Origin of the sequence: Pedobacter segetis, from assembly GCF_016623585.1 — a bacterium.
GTDB classification, from domain to species: Bacteria; Bacteroidota; Bacteroidia; order Sphingobacteriales; family Sphingobacteriaceae; genus Pseudopedobacter; species Pseudopedobacter segetis.
This window is the reverse complement of record NZ_JAEHFY010000004.1, coordinates 76740-96028: the sequence shown is the minus strand read 5'-3', so window position 1 is coordinate 96028 and position 19289 is coordinate 76740. Positions and strand designations below refer to the sequence as shown.

At 34.8% G+C, this 19289-nt stretch carries 12 protein-coding genes; 1 reads left to right on the top strand and 11 read right to left on the bottom strand.

Annotated elements, in window-relative coordinates:
- Nucleotides 1–303: 303 nt before the first annotated feature.
- On the bottom strand, nucleotides 304–642 hold the full coding sequence (locus I5M32_RS16970; protein ID WP_394370311.1) for a helix-turn-helix domain-containing protein: 339 nt from the start codon (nucleotides 640–642) through the stop codon (nucleotides 304–306).
- Between the two features lie 526 nt (nucleotides 643–1168).
- Between I5M32_RS16970 and I5M32_RS03550 the strand changes: the two genes are divergently transcribed.
- On the top strand, nucleotides 1169–5365 hold the full coding sequence (locus I5M32_RS03550; RefSeq protein WP_200584801.1) for a T9SS type A sorting domain-containing protein: 4197 nt from the start codon (nucleotides 1169–1171) through the stop codon (nucleotides 5363–5365).
- A gap of 692 nt (nucleotides 5366–6057) precedes the next feature.
- Here the strand turns inward: I5M32_RS03550 and I5M32_RS03545 are convergent.
- The 10 genes from I5M32_RS03545 to I5M32_RS03500 form a co-directional block, all read right to left on the bottom strand.
- Nucleotides 6058–6528: a QcrA and Rieske domain-containing protein gene (locus I5M32_RS03545; protein WP_200584800.1), complete on the bottom strand. Its 471-nt coding sequence runs from the start codon at nucleotides 6526–6528 to the stop codon at nucleotides 6058–6060.
- A 1-nt stretch (nucleotide 6529) separates the two neighbouring features.
- Entirely contained in the window at nucleotides 6530–7444 is a 915-nt protein-coding gene (locus I5M32_RS03540; protein WP_200584799.1) for a DUF5777 family beta-barrel protein, read from the bottom strand.
- Nucleotides 7441–7977 carry a YceI family protein gene (locus I5M32_RS03535; RefSeq protein ID WP_200584798.1) on the bottom strand — a complete coding sequence of 179 codons (537 nt, stop codon included), beginning with the start codon at nucleotides 7975–7977 and terminating at the stop codon, nucleotides 7441–7443. The genes I5M32_RS03540 and I5M32_RS03535 overlap by 4 nt, the downstream gene beginning before the upstream one ends.
- 7 nt (nucleotides 7978–7984) lie before the next feature.
- On the bottom strand, nucleotides 7985–9217 hold the full coding sequence (locus I5M32_RS03530; RefSeq protein WP_200584797.1) for a TonB-dependent receptor: 1233 nt from the start codon (nucleotides 9215–9217) through the stop codon (nucleotides 7985–7987).
- 1 nt (nucleotide 9218) lies between these two features.
- The gene (locus tag I5M32_RS03525) at nucleotides 9219–9767 is read right to left on the bottom strand and encodes an RNA polymerase sigma factor (RefSeq protein ID WP_200584796.1); all 549 of its coding nucleotides are present in this window, start codon (nucleotides 9765–9767) and stop codon (nucleotides 9219–9221) included.
- Between the two features lie 892 nt (nucleotides 9768–10659).
- A complete protein-coding gene (locus I5M32_RS03520; protein WP_200584795.1) occupies nucleotides 10660–13140 on the bottom strand; it encodes a TonB-dependent receptor in 2481 nt (826 codons plus the stop codon).
- 104 nt (nucleotides 13141–13244) lie between these two features.
- Nucleotides 13245–14513, bottom strand: a complete 1269-nt coding sequence (locus I5M32_RS03515) for a glycosyltransferase family protein (RefSeq protein ID WP_200584794.1) — start codon at nucleotides 14511–14513, stop codon at nucleotides 13245–13247.
- Nucleotides 14503–16104, bottom strand: coding sequence for a gliding motility protein RemB (locus I5M32_RS03510; RefSeq protein ID WP_200584793.1), 1602 nt, complete (start codon nucleotides 16102–16104; stop codon nucleotides 14503–14505). The genes I5M32_RS03515 and I5M32_RS03510 overlap by 11 nt, the downstream gene beginning before the upstream one ends.
- Complete coding sequence (locus tag I5M32_RS03505) at nucleotides 16104–18026, bottom strand: polysaccharide biosynthesis protein (RefSeq protein ID WP_200584792.1); 1923 nt, start codon at nucleotides 18024–18026, stop codon at nucleotides 16104–16106. The genes I5M32_RS03510 and I5M32_RS03505 overlap by 1 nt, the downstream gene beginning before the upstream one ends.
- A gap of 131 nt (nucleotides 18027–18157) precedes the next feature.
- Complete coding sequence (locus I5M32_RS03500; protein ID WP_234461852.1) at nucleotides 18158–19111, bottom strand: MraY family glycosyltransferase; 954 nt, start codon at nucleotides 19109–19111, stop codon at nucleotides 18158–18160.
- Nucleotides 19112–19289: the final 178 nt, after the last annotated feature.

Sequence of the window (19289 nt, the reverse complement as noted above, 5' to 3'; positions counted from 1 at the left end):
TCATTCGGTAAATGTAAATAACGTAAAATTGGGCGAAGTATGGTTTTTCGCAGGGCAATCAAATATGCAAATGCCTTTAAGAGCGTTTACGGGATTGCCTGTACTAAACTCATCAGATATCCCTACTGCCGTAAAAAATCAAAATATTATGGTGTTTACAATTCCTTAAACTTTTCATATCGATAAGGATTAGCTAGAAATCTCTTTAAACCCGTCAATTTAGACGGTATGAAAGACCAATAGATTTTTAAACCAGGATTATTTTTTGATCAACGGCTATTTAGTTTAGTTTTCCGCTTAGAATTAATGGATTGCTAATAACATAGGATTTCTCCTATCGTTGAAATGACGCATGGCAAAACAAGGGGTTTCTGCTTGCGCCAGGATGAATGAGGTATGTTTATGGTTTACTTTCTGATTTAAGATGAGGGGATTAATCGTCTCCGCTAGCCGCACTATAATCTTTAGGTTTTTTTTTAACTTTTCTTTAAAGCATTTCCTAAAGTAATCCAAATCTGTAAAACCTACCATATAGGCAACTTCGCTCACGTTATAGTGCTTAGTCTCTAATAATTGAGCAGCTCTTTTTATCCTAACGTTTCTAATTATCCCTATAGTGGTTTGGTTGGTTAAGGCTTTAATCTTACGATAGATGCTTCAAATTGATATAGATTATGAAAATATTTGAAATGCCAAATATTTTAATCGAACAATAGTATTCTAACCAAAATAGACAACCTGCAGGGCAATTGATACTTACCAAGCCCTATATTCTTATTAGCTAAATAAATATAGGGAAAAATTGAATCAGCATAATTATGGTATAATTTCTACTGTTTAAAGATCTAAAGAGAATTGATATTAAATTTATTTTTAATTATTAGGCTTAATGATGAAATAAATTTTAGTCCATTTCAGAGCAAAAATTTTTATTGAAGAATTTGATAAATAAAAAACTTTTAAACATTTGTTATAAAAAAATGTATATAACTAAAGTTTTATATGAAATTATATTAATTATTAATTATAAAGCTTGTTTAACCTATTTGGAATAACATTTTCATAATTAAATATTTTTAGAATATAAAAACATCTTTATATTCAAAATATTATAATAAATAATAAAATATTTACATTTGAAAATATAAATTAATAATCTCAATCTAAAATGAACTCAAATATTTTACTCAAAAGAGCGTTAATTTTTCTTTTTTTAATTACAACGAAATTAACGTTTGCTCAAACAAACTACTATGTTAGTACAACAGGTGATGATTTAAACTCGGGTTTAACGGGCTCTCCCAAAGCCACCATTCAATCGGCAATAGCTGTTGCCTCTGATAATGATATCATTAACATTGAGGCGGGTACTTACGATGGATTAGTAATTGTTAATAAACAATTAAAATTAATTGGGGCTGATAAATCCAACACCATCATCAAATTTACCGGAACCGTTAGTGGTGGAGTAACTCCTTCACTTTTTAAAATTACCGCTTTAAATGTTACTGTTTCAAAACTTGGTTTTGAAACCGATCTATCTAAACTTTGGTCTGCAATTATAACCAGCGGAGATGCTTCCGGATTACGTATTGAAAATTGTGGAATCACAGCAACTAAATCTGCGGCAGCCTATGCAGCTACTTCTTATACCGATAGAAATGCTATCAACGCAAACACTATAGGAAGAGCAGTAGATGGCGTTGCTGTTTTAGCAAATCCTGCCCCAGGATTTATTTATGTATATGACACAACTATAGAAGGTACGGTAGGAGGTGGTTTTGGAAACGCTTTTTTTAGAGCAGGAGTATCATCTGACGGGTATGCTTTGTATATGACCAATAATACGATACAAACTATTAGTCACGATGTAATCAGCAGATTTCAAACATCGCCAAATAAGACTAGTTTACTAACTAATAGTTTTAATGGTGGGGGAATAGAATTTGCTGAACCAAATGCTGGTTTCTTAGGAGCAGATATTGAAAATAATAGTTTTAATTGGGGTTTAGGCGGTACGCCTAACTATGCGCTTGTTAGGTTAAAAAACAACAATGCCAATAAACCATTTTTATTTAAAAGTAATTTAGTGGAAAACAATTATTGGTTAATGAGTTTAGAGAATTTCCAAAATATTACTGCGGAGGGCAATATTTTTAACCCAGTTGTAGATGCAAATAATACATTCAAGTCAGTCACCATCAATACAAAAACTTTAGCAAGCTCAAGCAATACCAAACTACCAATTAGCGCAACTTTTATTGGTAATACATTCAATGGGGTTTCTGGTTCTGTAGGCTCTAAAGCACTTGCTTTTTATAACCATGATAGTAATTCGGCAGCTTTCGGAACTTTCATTTTAGGTACGGCAGCGCAGAAAAACACCTTTAACCAAGATATTGCTAATTATATCTACATAGATGATAATAACGGAAATCAGACGCAAACTGCTGGCACAGGAATAGCGGGTTTTCCAGAATATGGGGAATTTGCGGCCACTACTACCGCTTATTGGGCAACAAACATCAGGGCTGATCAAAATAATTTTTATGTTGATGGCCAACTTAGGGCTGCAACATCTTTAGATGCCACCCAAAGAACAGAGTTAGATGGTAAAATTTATGATAAATTAGATAATACCAATATTGGTAGCGTTCAATATTATTTTCCTGTTCAAGATGTTACCTCAGGATTAAACTTTGCTACTATACAAGAAGCCATAGATGATGCCTCTACCGTAAATGGAGACATAATTAATGTTAATCCTGGAACCTATACATTAACCTCAACCATCCAGATCAATAAAGAAATAACTTTAAGGGGCAATAACAATACTTTAGCTACAAAACCTTTAATAAATGGGGTTGGCGATGCAACAAGAAAATCCCTGATTAATGTTTCTGCAAAAAACGTAACCATACAAAACTTTGAGATGCAATTTGATGAGAGCGTTACAAATTCAGAATCTGCAATTAACACTACCGCAAACGGAACTTTTGACAACCTCAGCATTTTAGATAATAAAATAGAGGGGACTAGTGCTTCTTATAAATTTGGTAAGGCGGCTATCTTTTTAGGATTACAAACCAACCCAACTGCAGCTTCAGATAAAGTTACCGTTAAAAGAAATACGGTTGATCATACCGTTTCTGGTAATGCGATGAGTAGAGGTATTAGGTCTTGGTTCATTAATGGAACAATTGGGGGCAGCGTGGCCGATAAAAATACCATCAAAGCATTTTATAGTTCTATGGAGCTTGCCGTTAGTGGTGGTAGTAATGACTTAAATGTTTCTTACAATGACGTGATTGGTAAAATTAAAATTGGTGGGCTAAAGCCTGGTAACCATAGTGTATCTAATAATATGATTAGTTCTGGAGGTACTGCTACCGCAGCATTAGCGGGTGGGCCTGGTGCTACGGCGGCAGATATACAGGCTTCACTATTTGAGGTAGTGGGCTCTAAAACCAGTAATGCCAACCTTACAATCTCTAACAATACCTTTACAGATTTTAAATACGCAGGCGTATCGTTACTTGCATCTAGCAATGTTTCTATACTTAACAATACTTTTAACCCACTTGCAAACGAAACAGGGTTTGGGCATATTATTTTTGATACCAAAACTTCTGATACACAAGCAGAAGCAGCTAAAACTTATCAAAATATAACTATAAAAGGCAATTTATTTAATGGTTCTGGTGTTGCCGGTGGAACTGGATTAGGATTTGCGAACTCTAACGGCTCTTCTACATTATCTCCATTATCAAATATCATTGTTGGTGGGGCAAATACAGAGGCCAATACTTTCTCTAGTTCTTTAACAACTTTGGTTAACTTAGTAAATGAAACTAGAACTTCTGATCAAATACCGTTTTGGACATCACAAGCTTATGCTGGTACAGCAACTACAACTGCATTTCCTTTTTCTACAAATGTAGATCTATCTGCCAATAATATAGATGCAGATTTAATATCAGGAATGACAGATGTGGATTTATACGCTTTAGAAACTAAGATCAATCATGGTATTGATGCCGATGTTTTAGGTTTTGTAACCTTAAAGCCTTCATTCGCTTATCCGGCAACAGCGCCAGAAACTTTAAATGCCGTAAAAGTTGCACCAGAAGATTATACTTTGTTGGTTAAAGCAGGAGTAGATTTATCAGCAACAACCATTTTAGCTACAAAAAGCCTTACGTTATCTTCACAAGATGCAACGCTTACATTTGGTTCTTTGGGAATAAATGCGGCCTCTAAAGCATTAACTTTAGACAAACCAACCACTACAAATGCTTTGGTTTTAACCGCCGGAAAAGTAGTAAGTACCGCCACAAATACCTTAACCGTACCTGCAACAGGTATTAGTTTTACATCAGGAATTGGGAATTTTGTAGATGGGCCGTTAAACGTTACCGGAATTAATGCCGACATGGTTATCCCCATAGGAAAAGGAACAAAAGCAGCTTACATCGGCTTAACAAATGTTGCTTCAGGTGCATCAGATTTTACGGCAGAATACTTTCAAACGGCCTACTCTAACACTACAAACAAGGAAACTTCTATTGATCAAGTGCTTAATAAAGAATACTGGTTATTAAATAGAACTTCTGGAGCGTTAAGCGCTAAAGTTAGTTTATATTCTTTTGATTTAATAGCCAGCGGCCTAGCTGGTACAACTGATCAACAAGGTTTAGTTGCTTGGTTTAATGGTACGCAATGGGTAAATCAAGGAAATGCTTCTAATAATTCATTAAGTATTACTGCTAATTTGGGCAATTCTAGCTTTAGTCCTTTTACTTTTGGTATGCCGGTATTACCCTTACCTGTAGATTTAATAAGTTTTAAAGCAGACCTTAAAACCAATGGTGTTTTATTAACTTGGGCTACGGCCGCAGAAAGGGATAACGATCATTTCGAAATTGAGAAAAGCGATGACGGTGTATCATTTTTGAAAATAGCCAATGTAAATGGTGCAGGCCAATCATCTCATAAATTAAATTATCAATTTTCGGATGCGTCTTTTTACAATTCGGCCTATTACAGATTAGTACAAATAGATAAAAACGGTAAAAAAACCGTATATAACGACTTAGTAAGGTTTGTGAAGGGATTAAATGGAAGTTTAACGTTAAGTGTGTATCCTAACCCAACCACCCAAGGATTATTTATCAAATACAACTCTAATAATCCTGATCTTATTACCGGAAAATTAATAGACGGACTTGGAAGAACAGTATTAAACTTTAAAGGAAGCAGTCAACAATCAACCTATTTAGATTTAAACACTCAGAAAGCGGGCCCTTATATTTTACAGATCAAAACACCAGAGGGTATCCAAATAAAGAAAATCATCAAACAATAGTTTAAAATTTTAATTCTTTAAAAGCCTGTAATTGATTTTACAGGCTTTTTTTATGGTAAATCGTTAAAATTTACATCATTGGGGATTTATGATAATTTAAGAAACAAATTAAAACTCTTTATCCTCAAATTCAGTTTAGGTAATTTATCTTTGGTTTTCAATTTATTGAGATTAAGCTTCGGCACATCTGGTTCATGGCTATAGTTTGCGGTGATAAAAAATCTGTACCGCGTGTGATAACCTTCTGTTGGTTACTTTCTTTTATCCCAAGATCAAGAGCTTGGCAAAGCTACCATCCGCAAAACTATTCTTTAATAAATTTGGCGATAAAAACCGACAATTCTTAAGTGGTGCCTTTGGTAGGTTTAAAAAATATGCTTCTTAAATCTAGTTATGATTTTTAATAAAGTTTAGAGACAATTAAACACAAATTAGCTTTCAAAAAATTATCTTCAAATTTGAGAAACTTAAATAAGCTTTTCTTATACAACCTTATTTAATTAAAAAGTTAATACATCTGTATTTGACCTATTGAAGATGAAAATTTTGCTCAACCGGCATCGATTTGGACAGAAAGCCTATTTTTGCTCTATAAACCACAAAAGTGAAATTCTTTTCGACTCATTTTAATATTCTTCATACGGTTTTGATAAAAATGCTATTAAGCATCTCTAAGATGCTTTATAGAATCATCAACTTACAGTTGCTGTTATGGTATCTCCTGTTATGGCAGTAGAATAAATTTTTAATGCCCTTGTGCTTCCTGCGGTGTTTTGCGGGCCCTGCGTTACGGCTCCTGCCGATGTATATTCTGATTGATGCAAATCGCACTGAACTTTATTTTGATTGTTTAGCCAATTCAAATTACCACCTTGGTGAGGGCATAAAGCTTCAGTAGCTACGAATGAAGACGGTGTATTCCCAGTTGCAATCCTAAAAAACAAAACCCCATTTGCCCTGGTTTGATCGCCAACGTTTGCTAATTTCCCAGAAATACTTACGCTTACTGTATTACCGTTTGATCCTCCGCCTCCAGGGTTTGGGCTAGGGTTTGGATTAGGTGTCCCGGTATCTCCTTTACTTCCACACGCACTCATACAAGCTCCAGTACAAACCATTGCGACACCTAGGCCTAAAGATTTAATAAATTCTTCTCGTTTCATATTAGTTTTTCTTTTTGATTTTATTAAAAAGTGTAAAATTTCTTGAAATACCGAACCCAAACCTAACACCACCATTTTTCCACGATTTTTGGGTATCTGCAATAAAATTATTCTCTATAATTGAGGTAGCGTTCATAAAATTGAGACTAAAAACGTGACCGCCAGTTTCCATTTCTATCCCTACTCCTAAAGGATTGTAATAACCCTGATTAAAATCTTTATTTCTGCCAAGGCCGTTTACCCAAGTGTAATCGGCTATAAGAGAAAATCTCTTGGTTATTTTCAACCTTCCTCCTATACCTAGAGAATAAAGTGCCTCTGGGTTGTTGTTAATAATTCTATCTTTACGAATTAAGATGCCGGGCAACACCATCGCTGAAAAATTTGAAGAAAACTTTCTAGCAATAATTGCCTGTAAATTATAGCTGAGCCTATCGCCCGGTTTTAAAAATTCGCTATTGTTAAATTCGGCCCTTGTGATCCATCCCGCTTGTGAAAAAAGGGTTACGGCAAACGGAAAACCTTCTTTTTGTTGCTCAAGTAATCTGTACTTGATTAAGAAATTATATAGTTCGTTCGCTCTGCTCCTTCCAAATCCAACGGTCAACTTATCGGTTATCCCATAATCAAAACCTATGAAAATATCAGTCGCTGCATCTAAACCATAGAGCGTATGTGAGCCGCCAAATTTTCCGCCTATATCCCCAAACCTGTGGGCAATCCAAAAAGCTAAATCATATTTCTTTTGTGTTTCATTGGTGTTTAACAATACTAAATGTGTGCTTTTAAAAGTTGCTTCTACCTTTTCTTTTGCAACATTTGATGACATCTGGTTCAAGATAGAATCCATATCCTGGGCATATAAACCCAATGCCAAAAAGTTAAATAACAATAGAATGAACGCTGTTTTTTTCATTTTTTAATAAATTGGGCATAAACGTTTACCTGTATTACTTCTGCAATTTTTTTGAAAAGGATGGAGGGGATGGTAATGTGATGATCTTTACATGCAATATCAAATTTGCTGTTGATAATCACTTGGTTATCCTTAATTTCGATCTTGCCTTTAATTGTTCTTTCTTGGGCTACATTGTGCACATTTAGAATGCCTTTTACTTCTACATTGTAAGTACCGTCATTACTTAAATTGATTGGAGTGATGATTTTCCCTTTAAAGCTAGCCAGCGGATATTTATCACTTTCCATATAGTTCTCGTTAAAATGCTCTTGCATCAATGACCTCTCAAACTGGAAGCTTTTTATCGGGATTTGAATAGCAACCTCATTGGTTTTTAAGTTTAAAAGTGCAACGGCCTGCTCTGATACGGCACTGATATTTTCTAGGGGAGTTTCTGAAAAGAAGTTGATCTTGCAACCCGAAGATTTAAGGATTTGAGCTGTTGCCCCGCTATTAAAAGTAAGCAACAATACAAAAATTGAGAATAACATTATTATTCTATTTTTTTTTAAACGCATAATTAAAATTTAGATTAATACCATAAGACTTGAGTTCTACGGCGCCTACCCCTACGCCGGCTAAAGGGATTTTGGCGTAAGGTTCAATCCCGATAACAGACATTGTGTTTTTAAGAGGCAGATAATAAGTCCCGGAAAGTTGTAAGACTTTAAAATAATGCTGGTTTTGATTATTGATATTAATGGTACGTTCGGGATAGCCAGAGGCTTGTGTATATTGGTAAACATATTTTTCTTTCAGCATAAAATAGCTAGATATACCTGCGTTCAAATCGAAAGAAGATTTTTTACCCTTAGATAATTGATATGATAGGGTTAAGGGTACTTCTAGAATATTGCATGAAGCATTGATATTTTTAACCAAAGGCGCAATTTGAGGCTTAATGTTGTGGTATTGCGAAGTAGAAGCCGAATAGTTTTTAATGCCATAATTAGCCCCGATGGATAAACTTAACTTGTCTAACCTTCCAGAAAAATTAATGCCTGTGTTTAAAGTACCAACGGAGTTTTGGAAATTACCCGCGGTGTTAAATTCTGGCCCTGCGCTTAAACCCAAACTCCAAATTATTGGTTGTGATTTTTTAAAAAGTCCTTTTGAATTTGCAGCTAATGCTATTTCTTGTTTAAGAACAGGTTTGATAATAATATCTTGCTGGTTTATAATGCTTTCAGCAATGGTTTCATTTCTATTTCTTGATGGTAAAACGGTATCCAAATTTTCTGGAACTAGCAAATCAGGATTGAAAATTTTTTCTTTTTCATCGGCGGAAGCCAAATTCTGATCTTCTTTTCTTTTATTATCACTACTTAAAAAGTTAGTTCTAGCAAAAGATTTCTTTGTGCCTATCGCTTTAACGGTTTCATTAAAATTTTCATTTGCCAAGCTTTCTTTTTGTTCAGAAGACGGTATCTTTTTGTTTTCAATAGCATCGTTTTTAATGTTATGATTAGGACCCAGTTTTTTAACGGCGTAGATTTTTTCTGTTGATGAGGAAGCCCCCATATTTTGGGCAAAAAACCAACCCGCCCCTAAAACAACAAAAACCAAAGCAGCAGCACTTAGATAATAAAATGCAATTTTACGTTTGCGTTTATCCAACCTACGCTCCATATCTGCCCAAGCAGCCTCTTCAAACTCAGGCTCTCCACCTTCGTTTTTTGCCTTGCTTTTAAAAAGCCGGTCTAGCTCATTATTTTCAAAATTCAAACTCATCTTATTGATAATTCAAAAGTTCCATTTCTAAAATCATTTCTCTCAACTGCAGACGGGCCTTAAATAAGTTAGACTTTGAGGTCCCTTCAGATATGGAAAGCTTATCTGCTATCTCTTGGTGCGAAAAGCCATCGATTACAAAAAGGTTGAAAACCGTTCTATAAGCTGCGGATAGTTTTTGTACTAGTTTTACCAAATCCTGATAGTTCAAATTTGATAGAATGTGATCTTTATCATGCAAATCACTTGCATTTTCAATATCTTCCATACGCTGTAATTTTATTTTTCTTCGGTAATGATCAATCGCTGTATGTATCATCAGCGTACTTAACCAGCTTTTAAAAGGCTGTTTATCATCATAAAGGTGCAACTTGGTGAACACTTTCATAAACCCATCGTTAACCAACTCCAAAGCCTCTTCCTTATCATTAGAATAGCGCAAACAGATTTTCATAGAATAACCGTAGTAAAGCTTATAAAGCTCTTTTTGAGCCTTTCTCTGCTTTTTTCTACAGCCTTCAATAATTTGCAGCGTTTCTTTTTGTTCCAATGTTTAAGGTTTATTGCAATTACGCTTATTAAAGATAGGAGGTTGCCTGCTCTAAATTTATTTTTTTATTTCAGTATTATTGGTTATCAGTTTCTGCCGTGTTTTTTATATACTCATTAGGACATTAAAAAAGGTAAACTTATATTACTTTAGGGTTAGCTTATCGCACAAAATCCAATATGAAATTTCTTATAAAGTATTGATTTTCAATATTTAGCTCGTTTAAAGAGGAAAGGGATAGGAGGTAAAAGGTTAACTCAATAATTATTTGAGCAACTTTATCAAGATGTTTTTTGTAATGTGCCTTTTTCTTTAAGATTTTTATTTAAACCGCAAAGCGGAAGTATATTTGGCAAACCTGAAGCTAGATTTTTGTTGACCAACCAACCCGGGGTTGGCTTTATTTGCGGAGTAATATAATTCCAGTTACCTGATGCTGGCAAATCGTAAATATTTTCTTTTTGATTCCTTCCTACCCACTTTTTTACTTTCGTCCATTAACACCCTTAACATATCAAAACTACTTAGAGCTGCGGTTTTAATTTCTATTTTAATGCCTGTAATTTTGAAAAAGAGACAAAAAAGGCACCCTAACTAAACACAGCCAGGCGCTTGTCTAGTTTTATCTAGCTAAGCGAGTACATAATTGCCGAGATAGGATCCCTCCTCTTAAACCCTATATTTTCCGCCTTTATGAATACCATTTGGTTTATGAGCTCCTAAATTTCTTGCAAATTTATCAGCGTAGCCATTATCTAATGCCTAGCTATAGTGATAAGAATTAACCCTTTTGTTTATTTCAATCCCTCAAATATTTCGATAGGGTGTTATCTACCGTAAAAAAACGTTTTAATTCTATGCTGTCATTATTGATAATAGTAAAAGAAGCCGTCTAAAACTCTTTATCCCCAAATTCTGTTTTTGGTAACTTATCCTTCGTTTTCAATTTATCGAGGTTAAAGCTAAGATTAATAATCAGCACATCTGGTTCATAGATGTAGTTGGTGGTGGTATAAAAATCTGCGCCGCTTGTTGTAATCCTTTGTCGGTTACTTTCTTTCATCCCAAGATCAATATTCTGCCATTGAAATGTAGCAGCAAACCTACCATCCAAAAAGCTTTTCTTTAAAGACATATTTGGCGATAAAAACCTAGAATCTTCACCTTGTGCCGTTGGCCGGTTTGAAAGATAATTTACATTGGCTTGTAAACTCCAAGCTTTTGCCAATTGAAAGTTAGTATTGGCGTTAACAGAATATACCCATGTTTGGTTATAAATGGGCGTTGTTGTTCCAAGGATGGTTAAATCTCCCTTTATCCTGTAATTGTAAACGTTCCCTCCAACGTAAAAATTCCACCATTTGTTAACCTGATAGTTTGTCCCTATTTCTAAACCCAAAGAACGGGCCTTGCCAGCATTGGTAAACAAACGGTTTAAAATAGAATCGGCATAAATACTGTTTACCCTTTGGATAGGGTTTTTAACCTGTTGATAATAAGCTGTTGCAAATACAGAACCTTTGTTAAAGTTCTTGATCAAGCCAAGCTCGGTTAAATTAACAAACTCTGGCAATACATCAGGGTCTCCTTGTTCTAAACTTTCAGAGTGCTCCCTTTCTGCAATAGGGTTCAACTCATTATTACTGGTGCGTTGTATCCGTTTGCTATAACCTGCTTTCAGTTTCCAAAAATCGCTAAAGCTGTATAAAATATTGGCCGAAGGAAAGAGGTTTGAAAGATTTAATTGATGCGATGGCTGCACCGATGTATTCTTTACCAGATCTACCGTTCTTTTCGAATATTCGTAACGTAAACCGCCAACATATTCCAATTTAGAAGCTTTCCCCGAGTATTGGCTATAAAAAGCATTGATAATGTTTTTAGATTTTGCCGAACCGATAAAACGGTCATAGTCTGGCGTAGCAGGTACAGGATCAATTTCATAGCCATAATTACCTTCTTGGGTATCGTACCTAAATTGGTAGCCGCTTTCTAGTTTGCCTTTTCCTAAAGCAATGGCATGATCTATCTTAAATCTGTAACCTTCTAAAGGTTTGGTATAAGGGTTATAAACCAACTGGATAAGGGCTGCGTTTGGCGCATCGCTTTTTAAATTCAGGTTTCTATCATTTCCGTAGAGGTTATCTTTCTCGTATAAAAACGAGGTTGATAAAGTAGATTTATCCTTAAAAGAATGGCTATAGTCTAAATTTCCTAAAGTAAAATTACCTTCTTTGGTCTCTAAGTTATTATTGTAGTATGGATTGCTTTTTAACAAGGCATTAGTTGTTAGGTCTGAAGTGGTATTATGATAATCCAATGCGGCCAAACGATCTTGGAACTTCTTACCGGCAAAAAAACCCAAAGAAAGGGTATTATTACCATCTATGTTATAACCGATATTTGCCCTGCCGGCGTAATTGTAACGGTTAAAGCTTCTCTCTCCTTCGGATGGTAAGCGTGTAATGGTGTTTTCGGTCCTGTTTTTTACAAAAACATCACCTTCCCTAAATCCTTCGGTGTCGTTTCTGGTATAGTTTCCCCCGACAGAAATATCCCATTTATTTTTTCTGAAATTAAGTGTGGCATCTCCTCCAAACCGTTGCGGTTGTTTCAGATTATTGTAATCTGTGGTGCTGGGTAAACCACCTTGCGCATTTGCAGTAAAAGTTATCCCATCATTTGCTCCTTTTTTGGTAATGATATTGATGATTCCCGCTTTTCCATCTGCATCATACTTTGCAGAAGGTGCCGTAATTAATTCTACATTTTCTAATGAGTTGGCAGGCAACTGACTTAAGATTGTTTGTGCATCGGATAATACGGGCTTGCCATTAATCATTACCTGAAAACCCGTTGCACCACGCACACTTATCTCACCTTGTCCGCTCACAGCTACTGAAGGCAGGTTTTTTAAAACATCTACTGCCGAACCGCCCTTTGCAGCTTCAAACTGATCTGCCCGATAAGTTTGTTTATCTATTTTATTAAGATTACCTGCTCTTTTGCCTGTCACAGCTATTTCTTTAAGAAAAGTGGAGGTTGGCTTTACGCCTATTAAACCCATTTGTTTATTCTCGTTTTTATTGATGCTAAACTGGGGAGTAATTGATGTGTTATATCCCATAAACTGGATTTTGAGATAGTAGGTTCCCGGTAATTGTTTTGCAATGGAAAAACTGCCATCGTCTTTGCTCAAAGTTCCGGTAACCAAAGATGAATCTGCACTTTTGTACAAGCCAATGCTTACGTAGCTTAATGCAGAATGATTGGATGTATCTTCTACTTTCCCACTAATGGTAGCATTTTGGGCAAAGACGAACCTTGAAAACAATAAAAATAATGCAGTACAGGTCAATCGTATTAATTTCATTTTAGGCTATAGTAAGGTAATTATCAATAAGAAAAAGGTTTAATTAATTTAAGAGATTATGACTTTGAAATTCACAAATGGTTTATCCGAAGAAAGGCTAATCATCATAATTTTTCCAATACCTCTATCAACTTCTTAGAAATTTCTGTTCTAGAGATACTGGTCATATTTCTATCCTCAAACATGATATTTTCTCTTTTCAAGAATTTATCATATTCTTTGTTTAAAGCAGTCAGGGTTTCTTTTACTCCATTACAAACATATCCAGATTTATATTTTACCATACTTTCTGCAATATCACCATTATCCGATACAGGTAATAAAATCGGTTTCCGAAACATCAAATAATCTGCATTTTTAGAAGTGATTATTTGTGTTCTTTGCCCATATTTAAGATGAAGAAACATAGAGGCGTTTAATAAGAAAGGTAAAAGATCCTCATTTGAAAGCCGGTCTGTTATTTTTGAGCAAGATGATAAACCATGTTTATTTAGCAGTTTAGGCAAAAGGGGGTTTTTATAGGCTCCTAAAAAATTTAATCGTAAACTATCGTGTTTAAGATCATTTAAGGCTATGAAATTCTTTACCGATTCAAAAAACGTTTCATCATGTAATTGATCATTATAAATAGTACCCAAATAAACTATATTAAAGGTTGTTGGGCTTCTATTTATTAGATTTAAAACTTCTGCTTCCTCGTAGTTACTGCCGTTTTCTATTACCGTAATCTTTGATTGGTATTTTAACGGGAAAAAACTTTTTAACGACTCTGAAACAGTAATTATTTGATCGGCTTTATCCAAGTATTTGTTCTCATTTTTTATAGTAAAATACTTTTTGAACCTGTAAACCAAATTATTGGTCTCTAATAAATGATAACCGTAATTCCAAGGATCACGATAATCTAATATTAATTTAGAATTGTATTTATTAGCCATTTTAAAACAGGTTTTAATTATACCACCCGAACCACCAGAAATGATAATTTGGGGTTGTAAACCCAACTTATTAAACTCTTTTGTTTTTGCAAGCCATTGATCAGATTTATAGATTATAATATGTAATGCCAAGACAATTTTCTTGAAAAAATAAGGAATTTTATTTTTATCTATCCAGATGAGGAGTTTCTGGATAGGGTTTAGATAATCAAGATTTAACGTAATGATAGATTCTTTAAAAAGAATAGGCCCATCTAGTTTATTAACACTGTTTATGGGGTTGGTTTGATAAGGGAAACCGAGATCTATACCATTAATATGATAAGATTTAGAGTTACAAATGGATTTTATGAAAAAATGGTACCTGGCACTAAAAGTTCTGTTGGTTATTAAATCGTGGGCTATTATTATTATGTCTTTTTTCTTAGAAATCATTGTATAAATTCCTAAAGGTACTCCGTAAGCCAAAAGTAATGATCCCAGTTTTGTTTTGCGATAAACTATTTGTTTCTGATCGGATGATGCCTCCCAACTCTAATCTCAGATTATAATTTGGATTAATCAGATAGGCAACCCTACCTTCTAGATAAGTTAAATTTGTTGCAATGCCTTGTGTGGTAAAATTACCGTAACTATAATTCCTTGTATCGTAAGATTTAAAGATATCTCCTCCGTAATTATCGCCTGGGCCATCTAAACCATATTTAGCTAAATCTAGCTTACCCATAAGATTAAACCTTTTGTAAGAATAGTTCCAGATGGTTACAAACTCCCTGTAATTTGCACCAAATATATTTGCCAAGGGCTGGTTATAATGCCCATAATTTAGCAACGAGGTTCTTTCTGAATAAGTGTAAGGCCTGGCTGTATTGTATTCTAACAAATAGTTGAGGTTTTTTAATTTAAAAGCATCAAAACCTTTTATACCTATTTGATAGGCAAATTTGTTTGCCCAATATCCATTTCCCGCAAATACTTCCTTTGAAGTAAACTCATCAATGGCGATCTGCCCATATACCGCTAGATTTCTCAATAATTCATACTTTCCATTAAAGCCGATCAATGCGTTATCAGGCGAACCGTTTTGCCCTTCAATTGGTCTTAAAAAGATAAAAGGGTTTGCATAACTTAAATCAAAGCCTCTTTTACCGGTACTATCTGCATCTTGCCAAATTACAGAATCAAAGAAACCCAAGCTTAACCTATTGTTCACGTTCCAATCTAAATAATGGAAAACGCCCCATTTTTTTCTAAAACCATTATCATAAGATAGCTCTGGTGCTTTTAAATCTTGAAACTGCGCCCACATACTCATGTACTTTACATTTCCTAATGTGCCGGTTAACTTAAAGAAAGGATAGTTTGATGCCACATCAGACAAAAGCACAGAACGATAACCATCACCAATGAAATTTTTATCTTGCCCTAAAGTAATGTTGATATATTTGACCGGCGTATAAGACAACAAAGCCGTAGCATAAGACCAATCTTTTATGTTTCTGCTAGGGCCAAATTTATCGTTAACCTCACTAGGGATGATACCGTTAGCGTTAACAAAATTTTGGATGTATTGAGGGAATTTAGCTTGATTTTCATATCCACTGGTGTAAAAAGAAAATTTAGAACCTATTGTACCGCCAAATTGATAACCCCTGGTATTTGTCCAGATAGAACCTCTGTCTTTATCATAGCCTGCTATAAAATCGGGCAAAAAATCACCATAAAAAGTATAATCACTTTTATTTATCGCTATTAAATGTTCGTTTAATAACTTTCTATGCACCCAACTTCTTTTTAAAGTATCAGAACCATAATCATAAAAAGAATCTACCGCTAATTTTAATAAGGAATCATCTTGAAAATAGGGCTTCATGGCACTATGGAAACGGGTATCTTTATCATAAACCTGCTTGTTAAATTTCTGATAAAAATCATAAGAAAAAGGCTGGTAAATATTTGGTGTTTGCGCCTTTAAAGTTGTAAAGCCACCCAAGATGATGATGGCTAATAGTAGATATTTGTTCATTATACGGCTATTGCTTCTAAATTATCCAATTCTTCATAAATAGAGTTATTGCTTTTGTACTCTGGGACAATTTTTTTCATCAACCGTACCACTTCTTTATCTTTGTAATAGCAGGCGGTATCAATTAGTTTATCTACCTCTTTGCTTACTTTATCAAAATCGTAAACCATCACTTTTGCAACCATAATTTTATGATGATGTGTAGGGAGGTTGTTTTCTTGGTTGTTCAACAATTCCTCGTAAAGTTTCTCTCCCGGTCTCAAACCAGTAAATTCGATCTTAATATCTTGATTTGGGATCAAACCAGAAAGCTTTATCATTTTCTTGGCCAATTCTACTATTTTTACGGATTGCCCCATATCGAAAATAAAGATCTCTCCGCCCTGCCCCATTGTGCCAGCCTCCAAAACCAAACGACAGGCCTCTGGTATGGTCATGAAATATCTTGTAATATCTGGATGCGTTACCGTAATTGGTCCCCCTTTTTGGATTTGCTCTTTAAAACGAGGGATTACCGAACCATTAGAACCTAAAACATTCCCAAACCTGGTGGTTATAAACTTGGTGTGTATAAACGCCCCGTTTTTTGCGGTAAGATTTTGGGTCTCTATTAGGTTAGAAAAAGACTGTACGTAGATTTCTGCGATCCTTTTAGAAGCACCCATCACGTTGGTTGGCTTTACGGCCTTATCTGTTGAGACCATCACAAATTTATCTACCTTGTACTTTACAGATAAATCTGCAATTATCTTGGTTCCGCCAACGTTGGTACAAATGGCCTCAGAGGGGTTGCTTTCCATCATTGGCACATGTTTATAAGCTGCCGCATGATAAACAAAATGAGGCTTAAATGTTTCAAACATAAATTGCATCCTATTCCTATTTCTCACATCGCCAATAAAAGCAATAAAATTATTAGTGATATTATTGTCTTGAAGTTCTAATTGCAGCTCGTGAAGTGCCGTTTCTGCCATATCATTGAGAATGATGATCTGGGGTTGAAATTTCATTAATTGCCTTACGATCTCACTACCGATAGATCCCGCGGCACCTGTAACCAACACCCTTTTTCCTTTAACTTGCTCCCTAATCAAGTTCTCTTCAATTTTTATGGTATCCCTTTCTAAAAGGTCTTCTATCTTAATGTTTTTGATTTGGGCTACCTTAAAAGAGCCATTTACCCAATTTTTTAAAGGTGGTACATTTAACACCTTTACGTTATGATCCAAACAAAGATCAACCGCTCTGTTTTTTCTATCTGTAGAAATCCTATGAGAGGATAAGATTAGGTCATCTATCTTTTCAAACTCAATGATCTTTTGCAGGTCGTCTGTATGATAGATCTTAACGCTATCTACCACTTTTCCTTTTTTACGCGGGTCGTCATCAACAAAAGCTACCACGCTCATGTTTACGCTCGGGTTAGAGTCTAGCTGCCTTTTTGTGGCCACCCCTGTTTCCCCTGCTCCGTAAATAATTACTCTCCTTTTATCCAATCTCATGTTTTTGATATACATAAAAAAGTATTTAACCAAAACACGGTAGGTAATCAACATCACAAAACTTGATAGACCGGTAATTACCACTACCACATTTGGGATTATTTGCGGTTTGTTAAAAGATAGTAGAAATAGGTTGCAAAGAATAAAAAAAGCGTTGCTTATAGAAATACTAAATAAAATACGGAAAGAATCTTGTGCGCTGGTATATCTTACAATACCCGCATAAGTTTTTACATTAAAGAAAACCAGACAGTTTATACCCAAAAAGATGAGCGTGTTCCTGCTCAGCTCATTTATATCTATTTGGGAAGCTTCAAAATTAAACCTTAAGAAATAAGAAAAGATAAGTGCTAAGGCGCAAAAAGTTAAATCTATGCAGAAGATTAGCCAACGAGGGACAATATTTATTCTTTTAAACATAGGGAATTTTGTTTAATTATGTTGCCAAATATACCAATAGTTTTATTTAGTTGAACATGATGCTAAAATGAGTTTTTAAAACCATCTTTTGGTCGAGCTTTTTAAGCTGCCCTTTATAGGTTAAAAATTTTTTAATATTTAAAAAACAACCTTTTTTTCCCTTCTAAACTTAACCTTAAGGTAGCATAGGCCATTATAAACACCATAAATATCCCTATGATCAGCACCGGGCTTTCTAAATTTATCAAAGTTACATTTAACAGCATTTGCAATGAGGCGTATAATACAGCAATCAAAACGTGAGGCCATTTCCTATCGTTTGCCAGGTATTGATAAAAATGAGAACGGTGTGCATCAAAAATATTCTCTTTTCTAATAATCCTACAAATAATTGTTGCTACTGCATCTAAACCATAAATTCCCAATAACAAAACCCACTTTAGATTATTTGTTGCCGCAATTAGCGTTAACAGAAAAAAGCTGATGATCAATGCCATGGTTATGCTACCTACATCGCCGGCAAACGTTTTAGCTTTTTTTCTGAGATTAAAAAAACCGAATACCAAGAGTGAAGCAATCAACAGATAAAAAATTGGATCCTGCAATAAATGGATGTTCAAGAATTTTTGAAGATAAAAACAGGTTGCAATGGTAACGTAAGAATACAAAACCGTTATCCCGTTTATCCCATCCATAAAATTATATGCGTTGATGATACCGATGATAATGATGAGGGAAACGATAATCAAGAGGCAAGAGGCAAGATTAAAGGAAAAAGAAATGTTTTGGTTAAAGAATACCTGCGTTAAGATTAATAATACAGAAACAAGGTGGAGCCCGATCCTCAGCTTATTATTGAGCGTCATTATATCATCTAAAAAGCTGATGGTTGCGATCGCAAAAACGCCAATCGCCAAAAAATATTGAGAAGGCTCGATAACCATTACCCCTATGATCAACGCTAAAGGAAATATAATGCCCCCGCCCCTTAAGGTTATTTGGGTATGAGAGCTACGAAGGTTTGGTTTATCTATGATGTTGAAACGATCGGCTATTTTGAAATAAATAACCTCAAGTACAAACAAGCAAAAAATTGAGATTAGGAAAAAGGACACGGGAATGACTGGGGGTTAAGGTTTGGGATTGATCACATTTTTTTATCGGTTTTACAAAGATAGCAAGAATTGGTTGGTTTGTAATGTTAGCCAAAAATCTCGGCAATTTATTAATGCTAACCTTTAAGCAATTTTATTTCCAAAATCC

Excerpts from the sequence above, each read along its gene's own strand:
- I5M32_RS03505 (WP_200584792.1), bottom strand. The coding sequence starts at position 18,026 with ATGTTTAAAAGAATAAATATTGTCCCTCGTTGGCTAATCTTCTGCATA.
- I5M32_RS03550 (WP_200584801.1), top strand. The coding sequence starts at position 1,169 with ATGAACTCAAATATTTTACTCAAAAGAGCGTTAATTTTTCTTTTTTTA.
- I5M32_RS03535 (WP_200584798.1), bottom strand. The coding sequence starts at position 7,977 with ATGTTATTCTCAATTTTTGTATTGTTGCTTACTTTTAATAGCGGGGCA.
- I5M32_RS03530 (WP_200584797.1), bottom strand. The coding sequence starts at position 9,217 with ATGAGTTTGAATTTTGAAAATAATGAGCTAGACCGGCTTTTTAAAAGC.
- I5M32_RS03540 (WP_200584799.1), bottom strand. The coding sequence starts at position 7,444 with ATGAAAAAAACAGCGTTCATTCTATTGTTATTTAACTTTTTGGCATTG.
- I5M32_RS03545 (WP_200584800.1), bottom strand. The coding sequence starts at position 6,528 with ATGAAACGAGAAGAATTTATTAAATCTTTAGGCCTAGGTGTCGCAATG.
- I5M32_RS03520 (WP_200584795.1), bottom strand. The coding sequence starts at position 13,140 with ATGAAATTAATACGATTGACCTGTACTGCATTATTTTTATTGTTTTCA.
- I5M32_RS03515 (WP_200584794.1), bottom strand. The coding sequence starts at position 14,513 with ATGATTTCTAAGAAAAAAGACATAATAATAATAGCCCACGATTTAATA.
- I5M32_RS03510 (WP_200584793.1), bottom strand. The coding sequence starts at position 16,104 with ATGAACAAATATCTACTATTAGCCATCATCATCTTGGGTGGCTTTACA.